Source organism: Brevundimonas sp., assembly GCF_046293315.1.
GTDB lineage: Bacteria > Pseudomonadota > Alphaproteobacteria > Caulobacterales > Caulobacteraceae > Brevundimonas.
Window position 1 is genome coordinate 10,791 of the sequence record NZ_JBKBPF010000002.1, and the last position, 13,792, is coordinate 24,582.

A 13,792-nucleotide genomic window follows, 5' to 3' on the forward strand; every position below is an offset into this window, starting at 1 on the left:
CATGATGGATCGTGAGCGTCAGTGTGGGGCCGCCGCGAACGCGTGAGGCGAAATCGGGCTCTCCCGAGGACCAAACCCTTGTGCGGCAATGAAGTGGCCTCGAAAAATGCGGGATTATCACGCGCTGTTTCCGCCCGGCTTGACGGGCCGGGCGCCTACGGCCCATCACTCGCGCCGTGAAAAGCCTCAGCCCAGATTTCCCCGTCCCGTCCCTCGCCGACTGGCGCGCCCTCGCTGAAAAGGGTCTGAAAGGCGCGCCCTTCGAGACCCTGATCGGCCGCACCGCCGACGGTCTGGCGATCGAGCCGCTCTACGCCGCCGACCCGGAGCGCACGGTCCTGCGCGCCCGCCCGGGCCTGTCCGGCGACCGCGACCGCCCGTGGGATCTGCGCACCCCCATCGGCCATCCCGAGCCCGCCCGCGCCAACGCCCTGGCCCATGACGCCCTGACCAGCGGCGCGGCCTCGTTGCTGCTGCGGCTCGATCCGTCGGGCCGCACCGGCGTGGCCGTGGGCTCCCAGGACGATCTGGCCCGCGCCCTCGACGGCGTCCTGCTGGATCTGGCCCCCGTGGCCCTGGACGCAGGCTTCATGGGCGCCGAGGTCGCCAACTGGCTGGCGGTGCTGGCCAAGGGCGCGCCCGAGGCCCCCCTCGCCTTCCATCTCGACCCGCTGTCCGCCTTCGCCCGTGAAGGCCGCAGCGCCGGACCCGTCGCCGCCCACGTCAACGCCGCCGCCCAGGCCGGCGCCCGCCACGCCGGCGCCTATCCCCGGGCGACCCTGTTCCTCGCCTCGGGCCGCTTCGTGCACGAGGCGGGCGGCGCCGAGGCGCAGGAGCTGGGCGCCATGGCCGCCGCCGTCGTCGCCTATCTGCGCGCCCTTGAGGCCGCCGGCATCGCCCCCGCCGAGGGGCTCAAGCGCATCGTGCTGGGCCTGTCCGCCGACGCCCGCTATCCGGTGCAGATCGCCAAGCTGCGCGCCGCCCGCGCCCTCTGGGCCCGTATCGCGCAAGCCTGCGGCTCGGACGCCCCTGCGGTGATCGAACTCCGCTCCTCGGCCCGCATGCTGGCCGACCGGGGCGTGCACAACAATCTGCTGCGCCTGACCGCCGCCGCCTTCGCCGGGGCCGTAGGCGGCGCCCAGGCCGTGGTGCTCGATCCCTTCACCGCCCCTCTGGGCGGCGACAATCCCCTGTCCCGCCGTCAGGCCCGCAACACCCAGCTGATCCTGATGGAAGAGAGCCACCTGGGCCGCGTGGCCGACCCGGCGGGCGGCGCCTTCTTCTTCGAGCAACTGACCGACGGTCTGGCCCGCGCGGGCTGGGCCCGCTTCCAGGCCATCGAGGCCGAAGGCGGCCTCGCCGCCGCCCTGCTGTCAGGCTCGCTTGCCGACGACGTGGCCGGGGCCCGCGAGGCCCTGATCGCCTCCGCCCGCGACGGCTCCGCTCCCATCCTTGGCGTCAGCCTCTATCCCGCCGACGAAGACCCCGTGACCATCGACCCGCGCCCGGTCCACGGGGTCCCCGCGCCCGATGTGCGTCAGGCCGGCCCCGACGACGCCTGCGCGCCCTTTGCCCCCATCCGCCTGTCCGACCATGTGGAGGCGCACCCGTGAGCCTGCCCGACTTCACCACCCTGGCCTTCGACCAGACCGGAACGTCCGCCCCCGTCGACGGAGCCGGATGGCCCACGCCCGAAAAGATCACCGTCGATCCGGCCTATGGCCCCGACGCCCTCGAAGGGCTCGATTTCGTCCACGGCCTGCCCGGCGTCGCGCCCTATCTGCGCGGCCCCTATCCGTCCATGTACGCGACCAACCCGTGGACCATCCGCCAGTACGCGGGCTTCTCCACGGCCGAGGCCTCCAACGCCTTCTACCGCCGCAATCTGGCGGCCGGTCAGAAGGGCCTGTCCATCGCCTTCGATCTGGCCACCCACCGGGGCTATGATTCCGATCATCCGCGCGTGGCGGGCGACGTGGGCATGGCCGGGGTCGCCATCGACTCCATCCTCGACATGCAGACCTTGTTCGACGGCATCCCGCTGGATCAGATGTCCGTGTCCATGACCATGAACGGCGCCGTCCTGCCGATCATGGCGCTCTACATCATCGCCGCCGAGGAACAGGGCGTCAGCAAGGACAAGCTGACCGGGACCATCCAGAACGACATCCTCAAGGAGTTCATGGTCCGCAACACCTACGTCTATCCGCCGGCCCCCTCCATGCGGATCATCTCGGACATCTTCGCCTACACCGCGCGCGAGATGCCGAAGTTCAACTCCATCTCCATTTCCGGCTATCATATGCAGGAAGCGGGAGCGACGGCGGACCTGGAGCTGGCCTACACCCTGGCCGACGGGGTCGAATACGCCCGCGCGGGCGTGGCCGCGGGCATGGATATCGACGCCTTCGCCCCGCGCCTGTCCTTCTTCTGGGCCATCGGCATGAACCACTTCATGGAGGTGGCCAAGATGCGCGCCGGGCGCCTGCTGTGGGCCTCGCTGATCCAGCGCGAGTTCGCGCCGAAGTCGGCCAAATCCCTGGCCCTGCGCGCCCATTGCCAGACCTCAGGCTGGAGCCTCGCGGCCCAGGACGTGTTCAACAATGTGGCCCGCACCGCGGTCGAGGCCATGGCCGCCGCCCACGGCGGAACCCAGAGCCTGCACACCAACAGCCTCGACGAAGCCCTGGCCCTGCCCACCGACTTCTCGGCCCGCATCGCCCGCAATACCCAGATCTTCCTGCAGCGCGAAACCGGCATGACCGACAGCGCCGACCTGTGGGGCGGCTCATACTATGTGGAGCGCCTGACCCACGATCTTGCCGCCCGCGCCCTCGCCCACATCGAGGAAGTGGAAACCCTCGGCGGCATGGCGAAAGCCATCGAGGCCGGCATCCCCAAGCTGCGCATCGAGGAAGCCGCCGCCCGCACCCAGGCCCGCATCGACACCGGCCAGCAGACCGTCGTCGGCGTCAACAAATACCTCTCCGACCTGGCCGATGACATTCCGGTGCTGAAGGTGGACAACGCCGACGTGCGCGCCCGCCAGATCGACAAGCTCAAGCGCCTGCGCGCCGGGCGGGACGAAGCCGCCTGCCAGACCGCGCTGGATGCGCTGAAGACCGGCGCCGCCGGAACCGCCAATCTGCTCGAGCTGTGCGTCGACGCCGCCCGCGCCCGCGCCACCGTGGGCGAGATGTCCGACGCCATGGAGGCCGCCTTCGGCCGCCACGTGGCCGAGGTGAAGACCGTCAAGGGCGTCTACGCCGCCGAGGCCGGGGCCGACGCGAAACTGGCCCGCGCGCGCGGCATGGTCGCCGCCTTCGTGGAGAACGACGGCGGCCCGCCCCGCATTCTGGTGGCCAAGCTGGGCCAGGACGGCCACGACCGGGGCCAGAAGGTCATCGCCTCGGCCTATGGCGACATCGGTTTCGACGTGGACGCCGGGCCCCTGTTCCAGACTCCCGCCGAGGCCGCGCAACAGGCGGTCGACAACAATGTCCATGTGGTCGGCGCCTCGTCGCTGGCGGCGGGACACCTGACGCTGGTGCCCGAATTAAAGGCCGAGCTCGAGAAGCTGGGCCGCCCCGACATCATGATCGTGGTCGGCGGCGTCATCCCGCCCGGCGACATCCCCGCCCTGATCGAAAGCGGCGCCGCGGCGGTCTATCCCCCCGGCACGGTCATCGCCGAGTGCGCCGTGGACCTGCTGGACAAGCTCAACGCCCGCCTCGGCTACGCCCAGCCCCCCGCCGGGAAGCGCTAGACCACCCTGACCCCGTCATCGCCGGGCTCGTCCCGGCGATCCATACGCGAAGTCAGCGCCGGCGATCCGCGGATACACCGCCGCATTGCGGCGCCCAGTCTCTTTGTTCTCAAGGCGTTAGCCGCATCCGGTCCCTGTTTGCACCCACAGCGTCCGGGCGCCCGTATACTCCCCGTTCAACGACCGGGACCAGCGCGGGGGCGTGAGCCTGTGAGACTCCATTGCACTGTTTTTCGCTTCAGACCGCCGCCTGCTCAACCGCACTCTCCGAACGGGATTTCGGACATTTCGGACAATTCGGACACTGTTTTTTTCCGGGCCTTGCACTCCAGTTGCACTGTTTTTCGCGTCCGGAGTCTCATGCGGGCGGCCAGGAAAAACCCGGCCGCCCGATCAGAAAAGCAGAAAGTTCAGTGGCTTACTGCGGCATGATCACAGTGTCGATGACGTGAACCACGCCGTTCGAAGCGTCCAGGTCGGTGGCCGTCACGGTGGCCGTGCCGCCCGCCGCGTCGGTCAGGATCACGGACTCGCCCTGCAGCGACGCGGTCAGCTCGGCGCCCTGAACGGTGGTCAGGGTGGCGCTGCCGCCGCCGGCCTCGATGGCGGCCAGCACGTCGGCGGCCTTCAGCTCGCCGGCGACCACATGATAGGTCAGCACGGCGGTCAGGACGTCGCGATTGGCCGGCTGGACCAGGCTTTCCACGGTCCCGGCGGGCAGCTTGGCGAAGGCGTCATTGGTGGGCGCGAAGACGGTGAAGGGGCCTTCGCCCGACAGGGTCTCGCCGAGACCGGCGGCCTGGACCGCGGTGACGAGGGTGGTGTGATCGGGCGAGCCGACGGCCACATCGACGATGGTCTGGCTGGCGTGGGTCTGGGTGTGACCGCCGCCGTGGTGGTCAAGGGCGAACGCAGGCGCGGCGACGCCGCCGGCGAGAACGGCAGCGACGGCGACCTTTGTGATCAGATGTCTCATGATTTCGTCTCCTGAGTGCGACCGACTTGCTGCCGATCACAATCAGTTACGAAGTGCATCACCGCAGGGATGCTCAATCATCGTCAAATCCGACAATGATTATATCTATGATCAACATAAGATGATCTTGAAAAGGGCGCGGGGAGACCGGCGGAAGGGCAGGTAAGGTCTCCCCGCGCATCGGCGGGCCAGAGTATGGAGCAACGGAGACGAACCAGCCTCCGACGCCGCCGATAACCTGAGTTACGACGGCGCCGTTAGGCCGGATGCACAATCAGAGCTGGCTGATGTCGCCCTGGGCCACCACAGGGCCGTCCGGCTGGGCGGACGGGGTATGGCCCGGCTGCTCCATGGACACCGCCACCGAGATCGCCTGCCCGGCCACCGAGGCCAGGGCGGCGTCCAGATTGTGGGTCGCCGGCTGGGTCGGGTGGAACGCGCCGACCAGCTGCACGCCGCCGTCCGGCTTGACCAGCCACAGGTGCGGCACGCGCGGATCGCCTTCCATGACGTCCGTCGGGGCGACGAACAGGTGCCCGGTGGCCGCGTCATAGGCCAGGGTCACCGCCGCCGCGCCGTTCTCCAGCGTCAGGGTCGCCACCCGCGTCACCCCGCCCTGGGGGGCGACAGGTGCGGGCACGGGGGCCGGCTGCGCCACCAGCACCGCCAGCGCCGCCACGCTGGCCGCCAGCAGACCGGTGGAGCCGATGGCCCACCGCCTCCAGAACGCCAGCCGGCTGTTGTCATTCGCCGCAGCGACCCCGAAGGCGCCCACCGCGATGCGCACCCACAGGGCCTCGGACGGGCGCACCGGGACGATTTCGTCCGCCAGCCGGGCCAGATCCTCGTTCCAGCGCGCCACGCGCCCGGCGAACTCGGGATCGCTCTGTTCACGGTCGCGCGCGGTCGCTTCTTCCGCCTGGGGCAGGATCCGCAGGGCCAGTTCCCCGGCCAGCACGTCGTCGGCGTCCTTGTCGATGGTGTCGGTCATTGTTCCAGACAGGCCCTCAGCTTGAGCAGCCCGCGCCGTATCCAGCTCTTCATGGTGCCCAGCGGCACGTCCTGACGCCGGGACAGTTCGTCATAGGTCACGCCTTCAAAGAAGGCCGTGCGGATCGCGCCGCCCACCTTGTCGTCCAGCTCTTCCAGGCAGCCGTTCAGGCGCCGCGCCTCATCGGCGCTTTCGATCTGTTCCGAAGCCAGGGGCGCGGCGTCCTCCACCTCGAAGGCGTCGTCCACCGGGCGGGTCTGGACCCGGGCGCCGGCCGCGCGCAGGCGGTCGATCGCGCGGTTGCGCGCGATGGTCACCAGCCAGGTGATGGGGCTGGCGCGGGTGGCGTCAAAGGTTTCGGCCCTGCGCCAGACGGTCAGATAGGTGTCCTGCAAAACATCCTCGGCGAGCCCCCTGTCGCCCAAGATACGCAGGCATACGCCCAATAGTTTCGACGAGGTCGCCTCGTACACTCTCTGGAACGCGGCGCGGTCGCCCTGCCCCGTCTTGCCAAGCTCGATGGCCAGAGCCTCGCGCGTCATCACCGCTTCCATACGTGTCCTCAGAGTTTTGGGGATTGTGACCGTGGGCTACGTCCGGTCAAGATCAGTCATGCAGATACACGACCCTGCGGCGTCCCGCCGCGCGCATGTCGGCCAGATGCCGCGCATGATCGCCGCTGGCCTTCGCCTCGCGCCCGTTGGCCTCGACCCAGTGGGTGGCCTCGATCTCGTTCTGCAGGGCGCGGCCGGCGAACTGGTGCCCGATGAAGAAGAAGTCCACCACCGAACCCGCCACCGGGATCTCCGTGACGGCCACGTCGAACAGCAGATAGGCCGCCATCTTGGCCAGGGTTCGGGGCGAAGCCCTGGCCTGAAGGCCGCTGGTGAACAGCAGGGCTGCGGCGCCGAGGCTGTAGGCGCCCCCCACCAGCGGGATCCAGGTCAGCAGGCCGTCCATGCCCACGCCCCAGGGCCCGATCTTGATCACCCGGTCGGAAAGCTTGCGCACCCCCTCGACTCGGGACCACACCTTCTCGATATCATGGATGGTCCGTTTCGCCATGGACTGCCCTCCCTCGCCTGCGCGGTTTCTTCGACCGTCCTCACAAGCCACGCTTGAATGTCCATCAAACGTCTTCAGTTGCAAAGCTCGGTGAATTTGCTGGTCCAGACGGTCCTGACCGCCGCGGCCCTCGGGCCCCTCCTTGTCGCCCTGTCTTCCCTGTCCGGCATCGGCCACCGCTGGGTCGACATCCTGGCCCAGTTCCCCGCGCCCCTTCTGCCGCTGACCCTGGCGGCGACCGTGATCGTGTTGCTGCTGCGGTTCTGGGTTCCCGCCGCGACAGGGGCGCTGTCCTGCCTGCTTCTGGCGCTGGCCATCTGGCCGCAGGTCGCCCCCGGCGGTCCCGCCCCCGCCCAAGACGGCCCCAGCTTTCGCATATACGCCGCCAACCTCTACGCCATGAACGATGACGTGGCCGCCATGCACGCGTCCATCGAGGCCGCCGACGCCGACATCGTCGTCCTCGTGGAGTTCGGCGAAGCCCCCGACGCGGCCATCGAGGCGCTCCTGGGCGGCTATCCCCACCGCGAGGTCACCGAGCGCGTGGTCCGCAGCGAGGACGCGGTCCGCTCGGTCATCGCTTCCCGCTACCCCCTGTCGCGCCGCTCCACCGAAGGCAATGAGCGCCAGATGATCTCGGCGGTGGCCGATACCCCCATCGGTCCCGTCCGCGTCGTCGGCGTCCACCTGACCCGTCCGTGGCCATTCCAGTACCAGTGGGGACAGATCATCCAGACGCAGAACCTGTTGACCCACATCGACGGCGCGCCCGAACCCGTGGTTCTGGCCGGCGACTTCAACAGCGTGGCGTCGGCGCGCATCGGCCGCATGCTGCGATCAGAGGGCGGCCTGATCCCCGCCCCCGGCTGGCCCGGCACCTGGCCTGCAGCCTTGCCCGGCCCGCTGCGCATGACCATCGATCAGATCTATCACTCACCCGACATCGCCGTGGCGACGCGCAGCCTCGGCGCGCCCACCGGCTCGGACCACCGCCCGGTCATCGTCGATCTGACCCTCCCGGCAGGTTAGGTCCACCAGGCCTCGCCGCGCCCGCCGGGCTCGCCCAGCGCGATGGCGGTCCACTCGCAGACGCCCTGCGCCACGGCTTGGGCGCCCTCGGGCGGATTGATCAGCACCACGGCGCAGCCGTTCATCTGCATGGGATTGGTCAGCGGCCTCAGCCGCGCCTCCGCCACCAGCGCGCGTTTCACTCCGGCATCGGCCAGCCGCCGCAGGAACCCGTCGAAGGTCTCCATGTCCTTGATGGGCAGCCAGATGGCGATGACCGTCTCCGGATCCCGCCGCATCAGGGCGCCCGCCGTCTCGGCGCAGCGCACATAGTCATCCGGCCGCTCGAACGGCGGGTCGATCAGCACCAGTCGCCGCCGATCTCCCACAGCGACAGCCCGCACCACCTCGTAGCCGTCCGCCTGCCGCGTCTCCACGCCTTCACGCCCCTTCAGCCGTTCAGCCAGCAGGTCATGCTCTTCGGGCCGCAGTTCGCAGGCCACATAGCGGTCGCCCTTCCTCAGGCTGTCGGCGATCAAAAGGGGCGAGCCGGGATACCAGCGCACCGTGTCGCCGCCCCCGTTGCGCCCCGCCACCGCGGCCTTCAACTCCGCCAGTTCGTTCGGCAGACGCGGTGCGCTCATGAGCCGGGCGATCCCCGCCTGCGCCTCCTTTGAGCGCACAGCGCCCTCGCCCAGATCGTACAGGCCCGAGCCCGCGTGGGTGTCCACCACCAGCAGGCGCCCCCCGTCGCGCGCAATGCGGCCCATCAGCCACAGCAGCAGGCCGTGCTTGACCAGATCAGCGAAATTTCCGGCGTGATAGGCGTGGCGATAGTTCATGGCGGCGCCTTCGCCTCCCGGGCCCTTCGCGTCAAGCGGAACCCGACGCCCCGTCCACGTGTTCGCGCTTGGCCTCCACCGAGATCACCCCATGCCCGACGGCGCCGCCTTCATCGACCCGGATCAGATGCCCCAGGGGCTGATCTGGTCCGCCGACGACCAGCCCGGCCTCACCCGCGTCCGGCGCGGCAAGGGATTCTCCTATCATCGCGCGGACGGCGAGCCGGTGACCGACCCCCGTATCCTCTCCCGGGTCCGCGCCCTGGCCATCCCGCCCGCCTGGACCGACGTGTGGATCTGCCCGCGCGCGCGCGGCCACATCCAGGCCACCGGCCGCGACATCAAAGGGCGCAAGCAGTACCGCTATCACACCGACTGGTCCGAGGGCCGTTCCGAGGCCAAGTTCCACCGCCTGACCGACTTCGCCCGCGCCCTGCCCCGCCTGCGCCGACGCGTCGAGGAAGACCTGTCCCGCCGGGGCTCAAGCCGGGACAAGGCCGTCGCCACGACGGTCAGGCTGCTGGAGATCACCCTGATCCGCATCGGCAACCGGGAGTATGCGCGCCAGAACCGCAGCTTCGGCCTGACCACACTGCACAAGCGCCATCTGGAGGTGGACGGGTCGGCCCTGATTTTCGCCTTTCGCGGCAAGTCCGGCGTGGAGCACACGGTCACGGTTCGCGACCGGCGCCTCGCCCGCCTCCTGAAAGACCTGCGCGACCTGCCGGGCCAGCATCTGTTCAAATACCGCGACGCTGACGGCGATCTGGTCGCGGTCAGCTCCGACGACGTCAACGCCTACATCCGCGACGTCATGGGCGAGCATTTCTCCGCCAAGGACTTCCGCACCTGGGCGGCGACCGTCTCAGCCGCCCGCGCCCTGCGGGAATGCGACGCCCCCGCCTCGAAAGCGGAATCGAGGCGGCAGCGCAATCAGTGCCTCAAGGCCGTGGCCGGCCTTCTGGGCAACACGCCCGCCGTGTGCCGCTCGTCCTATGTCCATCCCACTGTCTTCGAACTGCACGAAACCGGTGGTCTGGCCGACCTGCCCGGCCCGGCCGCCAAGGCGTTCGAGCCGGCCCTGATCCGCGCACTCGACGCTCATTCTGCGCGAACCGCATAGAATCGTTCGCATGACTTGCTAAAAGGCCGGGTCAGCGCCCGCGCCACGGAGGTATGATTTGCGCCAACCGGCGAACACGATGGATCTGGGCGCAGCCTTTGACGCTTCCCCCAACGCCTATGTGCTGGTGACTCCGGAGCTGGTGATCGCCAGCGCCAACACGGCCTATCTTGAGCTGGTTAACTCGCAGCTCGATCAGATCGTCGGCCGCCCGCTTTTCGAGGCCTTCGACTCCGGCCCGGGCGACGAAGCGCCCGAGAACGTCCGTCAGGTCCGCGACTCCCTGCTTAACGCCGTCCGGACCGGCCGCCGCGACCATCTGGCCATCGTTCGGTTCTCGATCCCCTACGAGGACCCCACAGGCGCGGTGATTTACGAGGACCGCTACTGGAGCGCCACACACACCCCCATCAAGGACGAGACGGGCCAGGTGGCCTTTGTGCTTCAGCACACCACCGACATCACCGAGATCGAGAGCTTGCGCCGGCAGGTGGGCGCCGTCACCGGCGAGACCGCCAGCGCCCTGGATGCAGCCCTGGGTGGCGGCGTCCTGGCCCGGGCCCAGCAGGTTCAGCAGAGCAACCGGAAGCTGGAAATCGAGCGCCGCAAGCTGAACGACCTCTTCATGCAGGCGCCCGGCTTTGTCGCCGTCCTGGGCGGCCCTGACCACATCTTCGAGCTGGCGAACTCCGCCTACGGTCAGTTGATCGGGCACCGGGAGGTGCTGGGCAAGCCGGTGCGGGAGGCCCTGCCCGAGGTGGTGGATCAGGGGTTCGTGGACCTGCTCGACCACGTCTATACGACGGGCGAGACCTACGAAGGGCGCGAGAGCCTGCTCCAGCTGCAGCGGCGCAAGGGCGGTGATCTGGAAGACGTCTACCTGAACTTCATCTACCAGCCGATCCGGGGCGAGGAGGGCCGCGTTGTCGGCGTCTTCGTCCAGGGCCATGAGATAACCGAGACGGTCAGGGCCGACCAGCGCCAGCGCCTGATGATCGACGAGCTGAACCACCGGGTGAAGAACACCCTGGCCACGGTCCAGTCCATCGCCGTGCAGACCGCCCGGACCCATGAGGATCCCGCCAGCTTTGCCGAGACCTTCCAGTCACGCCTGATGGCGCTCTCGCACACCCATAATCTGTTGACCCGCAGCCACTGGGAAGGCGCCGACTTGCGCGACGTGCTCCAGCACGAAACCCTGGCTCACGGAATTCACAGGGTGATCCTGAACGGACCCGCCGTCGCCCTGACGCCCGCCATGGCGGTGTCCCTGGGCATGATTTTCCACGAGCTCGCCACCAACGCCGCCAAGTACGGAGCCCTCAGCACGGGCGACGGACGCGTGTTCGTGGACTGGAGCGTGCAGAACCTCACCGATCGCAAACTGGTGATCCTCTGGCGGGAACAGGGCGGGCCCCCGGTCACCGAACCGAGCCGACGCGGTTTCGGCAGTCGTCTGATCGAAAGGAATGTCCGGCACGATCTGGCGGGAGAGGCGAAACTCGTCTACGCAAGCGACGGCTTTAGCGCGGAAATCTCTATACCGCTGGATCGGGGCGACGGACATGAGTAACGCGTTGGCGGGCCGCAAGGTTCTGGTGGTGGAAGACGAGTCACTCGTCGCCATGCTGCTGGAGACCATTCTCGAGGACATGGGATGCATCCCCGTCGGTCCAGTCTCGACCGTGGATGAAGGCGTCCACAAGGCCGAAAACGAACCCGATCTCGACCTGGCGCTGCTGGACGTGAACGTGGCGGGCCGCGAGGTGTTTCCGGTGGCCGACGCCCTGGCCAAGCGGGGCGTGCCCGTGGTGTTCTCCACCGGCTACGGCGAAGCGGGCCTGCCCGAGAAGTGGCGCGGCGCCAACGCGCTCCAGAAGCCTTTCAGCGAAGCTGCGGTGCGGGACGCCATGCTGAATGCGCTGGGCGTCGCCCGCGCCTGAGGTCGTTCAGGATTTCCCGCGCCGCATTGTGCCCCGGAGCCCCGGTCACGCCCCCGCCCGGGTGCGCGCCTGAGCCACACAGATAAAGGCCCGGAACCGGCATGCGGTGATCCGCGTGGCCCAGCACCGGCCGCGCGCTGAACAACTGGTCCAGACTCAGCCGTCCGTGGAAAATGTCGCCGCCCACCAGACCGAAGCGCCGCTCCAGATCCAGCGGCGTCAGCGCCAGCCGCCCCAACACCGACGCTTTGAACCCCGGCGCCAGACGATCCACCGTGTCGATCATCAGATCCGCCACCTCGTCGCGATGGTCGTCCCACGACCGGCCCTCTGACAGGGTCGGCGCCACATGCTGGCAGAACAGGCTGGCCACATGGGCGTCCGCCGGCGCCAGACTGTCGTCCAGGGTCGAGGGGATCAGCATCTCCACGATCGGCGCCTTCGACCAGCCGTCCCGCCGCGCGTCCATGAAGGCCCGGTCCATGTAGTCGAGGCTGGGCGCGATGATGATCCCCGCCGTCAGGTGGTCGCCCCGCTCCGGCAGGCAGGTGAAGCGCGGCAGCTCCGACAGAGCCACGTTCATTCGAAAGGTGCCGGAGCCCGACGCATAGCCGCCGATCCGCTCGCTGAAGTCCGCCGGGACCACGGCCGGGTCTACCAGCCGCTCGAACAGCAGCCGGGGGTGCAGGTTCGAGACCACGGCCCGGCCCCGCACGGTCTCGCCCGCTTCCGTCACCACCCCCACGGCCCGGCCCTTCTCGGTCAGCACCTCGGTCACGGGACTATCCAGGCGAATGTCCACGCCCTCTTCGGCGCACGCCGCCGCCATGGCCTGGGTGATCGCCCCCATGCCGCCGATGGCGTGGCCCCAGACGCCCCGCTTGCCGTTCACTTCCCCAAAGACGTGGTGCAGCAGCACATAGGCCGAGCCGGGCGTGTAGGGACTGGCGTAGTTGCCCACCACGCTGTCGAAGCCGAACAGCGCCTTCACCGGATCGCTCTCGAACCAGCCGTCCAGCCAGTCGCCTGCCGACTTGGTGAACAGGTCCAGCAGATCGCGCCGGGCGGTGGTGTCCAGCCCCGCCATGCGTCGGCCCACCGACGCGGCCTTCAGCATCTCGGGAATCGCCGCAGCCCAGCCACCCTCCACCACATTGGGCGGGGTGGTGAGGATCAGGTCGCGCAGCACATCCGCCACCGCCTCCAGCCGCCGCTCGTACTCGGGCAGACGCTCGGCGTCCCTCGCCGAGAATTTCGCCACCTCGGCCTGGGTCCGCCATTCCCCAGCCAGCAGGTATCGGCTGTCGTCCAGCGGCAGGAAATTGCCCACCTTGCGCTCGACCACCCGCAGGCCGCGCCCGACCAGATCCATGTCGGCGATGATCCTGGGGTTCAGCAGGCTGACCGTGTAGCTGGCGGTGGAGTTGCGGAAGCCCGGATGGAATTCCTCCGTCACCGCCGCGCCGCCGACCACGCCGCGCCGCTCCAGCACCGTCACCTTCAGCCCGGCCCGCGCCAGATAGAAGGCACACACCAGCCCGTTGTGTCCGCCGCCCAGGATGACGACGTCGGTGTCCGTCCGCGTGCTCACGAGATCAGTCACACCCGGCCGAGGCGTCCGCCGCCACATAGTCCCAGCGCATCTCCGGCTCGTCCTCGCCGTCCAGACCGCGCACCGTCGCCGTCAGCCCCGTCTCGTGCCGTTCATAGACGATGATGTTGGGCCAGTCGTTCTCGCGGTTCTCGAACACCGCGCCCTCGGGAACCTGATCCACCAGCACGAAGTCCACCGCCGCCCGACCGCCGGGCATGGCCTGATAGAGCGTCACGCCGTCCCGCGTGACGATGCGCAATTGCTCCCATTCCGCGATGCGTCCCCCCTGCCGGGTCACCGAATGGCCGAACAGCAGGCCGTCATCCGCCCGCGACCAGACCTCCACCGTCTCGCGCCCGTCCGCGCAGGCGCGCCAGCGGCCTTCCAGCCAGGACAGGTCCACCGCGGCCTGCGGCGCGGGCGCCGGGCTGGTCAGCGACAAGGCGCCCAGAATGGCGATCAGCATGGCGTCATCCTCCCCCTT

13 protein-coding genes are annotated in these 13,792 nt (G+C 69.0%); 6 read left to right on the forward strand and 7 right to left on the reverse strand.

The window, feature by feature from the left end:
• The first annotated feature begins 176 nt into the window (after positions 1-176).
• Together ACK4SE_RS01825 and scpA are read left to right on the forward strand one after the other, a co-directional pair.
• Positions 177-1,613, forward strand: coding sequence for a methylmalonyl-CoA mutase family protein (locus ACK4SE_RS01825; protein ID WP_409687924.1), 1,437 nt, complete (start codon positions 177-179; stop codon positions 1,611-1,613).
• Complete coding sequence (gene scpA / locus ACK4SE_RS01830) at positions 1,610-3,766, forward strand: methylmalonyl-CoA mutase (RefSeq protein WP_409687927.1); 2,157 nt, start codon at positions 1,610-1,612, stop codon at positions 3,764-3,766. Before ACK4SE_RS01825 ends, scpA begins: the two co-directional genes overlap by 4 nt.
• 418 nt (positions 3,767-4,184) lie before the next feature.
• On the opposite strand, the gene ACK4SE_RS01835 is transcribed toward scpA, so the two are convergent.
• From ACK4SE_RS01835 to ACK4SE_RS01850, 4 genes are all read right to left on the reverse strand, one after another.
• Positions 4,185-4,742 (reverse strand): fasciclin domain-containing protein, encoded by a 558-nt coding sequence (locus ACK4SE_RS01835; protein WP_409687929.1) that lies wholly within the window; start codon positions 4,740-4,742, stop codon positions 4,185-4,187.
• Positions 4,743-5,016: 274 nt separating this feature from the next.
• Positions 5,017-5,733, reverse strand: coding sequence for an anti-sigma factor domain-containing protein (locus ACK4SE_RS01840; RefSeq protein ID WP_409687932.1), 717 nt, complete (start codon positions 5,731-5,733; stop codon positions 5,017-5,019).
• Positions 5,730-6,275 (reverse strand): sigma-70 family RNA polymerase sigma factor, encoded by a 546-nt coding sequence (locus ACK4SE_RS01845; RefSeq protein ID WP_409687935.1) that lies wholly within the window; start codon positions 6,273-6,275, stop codon positions 5,730-5,732. The genes ACK4SE_RS01840 and ACK4SE_RS01845 overlap by 4 nt, the downstream gene beginning before the upstream one ends.
• A 64-nt stretch (positions 6,276-6,339) precedes the next feature.
• A complete protein-coding gene (locus ACK4SE_RS01850) occupies positions 6,340-6,798 on the reverse strand; it encodes a DUF4112 domain-containing protein (protein ID WP_409687938.1) in 459 nt (152 codons plus the stop codon).
• 57 nt (positions 6,799-6,855) lie between these two features.
• Here ACK4SE_RS01850 and ACK4SE_RS01855 point away from each other — a divergent pair, with 57 nt between their 5' ends.
• Positions 6,856-7,827 (forward strand): endonuclease/exonuclease/phosphatase family protein, encoded by a 972-nt coding sequence (locus ACK4SE_RS01855; protein WP_409687941.1) that lies wholly within the window; start codon positions 6,856-6,858, stop codon positions 7,825-7,827.
• On the opposite strand, the gene rlmJ is transcribed toward ACK4SE_RS01855, so the two are convergent.
• Complete coding sequence (gene rlmJ / locus ACK4SE_RS01860) at positions 7,824-8,648, reverse strand: 23S rRNA (adenine(2030)-N(6))-methyltransferase RlmJ (RefSeq protein ID WP_409687944.1); 825 nt, start codon at positions 8,646-8,648, stop codon at positions 7,824-7,826. The genes ACK4SE_RS01855 and rlmJ overlap by 4 nt on opposite strands.
• Positions 8,649-8,739: 91 nt before the next feature.
• Between rlmJ and ACK4SE_RS01865 the strand changes: the two genes are divergently transcribed.
• The 3 genes from ACK4SE_RS01865 to ACK4SE_RS01875 are packed head-to-tail and all read left to right on the forward strand — an operon-like array spanning position 8,740 to position 11,714.
• Positions 8,740-9,771: a DNA topoisomerase IB gene (locus ACK4SE_RS01865; RefSeq protein WP_409687947.1), complete on the forward strand. Its 1,032-nt coding sequence runs from the start codon at positions 8,740-8,742 to the stop codon at positions 9,769-9,771.
• Between the two features lie 58 nt (positions 9,772-9,829).
• The gene (locus ACK4SE_RS01870; protein ID WP_409687949.1) at positions 9,830-11,344 is read left to right on the forward strand and encodes a sensor histidine kinase; all 1,515 of its coding nucleotides are present in this window, start codon (positions 9,830-9,832) and stop codon (positions 11,342-11,344) included.
• Entirely contained in the window at positions 11,337-11,714 is a 378-nt protein-coding gene (locus ACK4SE_RS01875) for a response regulator (protein WP_409687952.1), read from the forward strand. The genes ACK4SE_RS01870 and ACK4SE_RS01875 overlap by 8 nt, the downstream gene beginning before the upstream one ends.
• On the opposite strand, the gene ACK4SE_RS01880 is transcribed toward ACK4SE_RS01875, so the two are convergent.
• Both ACK4SE_RS01880 and ACK4SE_RS01885 read right to left on the reverse strand, forming a co-directional pair.
• Positions 11,656-13,305, reverse strand: coding sequence for a phytoene desaturase family protein (locus ACK4SE_RS01880; RefSeq protein ID WP_409687955.1), 1,650 nt, complete (start codon positions 13,303-13,305; stop codon positions 11,656-11,658). The genes ACK4SE_RS01875 and ACK4SE_RS01880 overlap by 59 nt on opposite strands.
• A gap of 4 nt (positions 13,306-13,309) precedes the next feature.
• Positions 13,310-13,774 (reverse strand): DUF6265 family protein, encoded by a 465-nt coding sequence (locus ACK4SE_RS01885; RefSeq protein WP_409687957.1) that lies wholly within the window; start codon positions 13,772-13,774, stop codon positions 13,310-13,312.
• Positions 13,775-13,792: the final 18 nt, after the last annotated feature.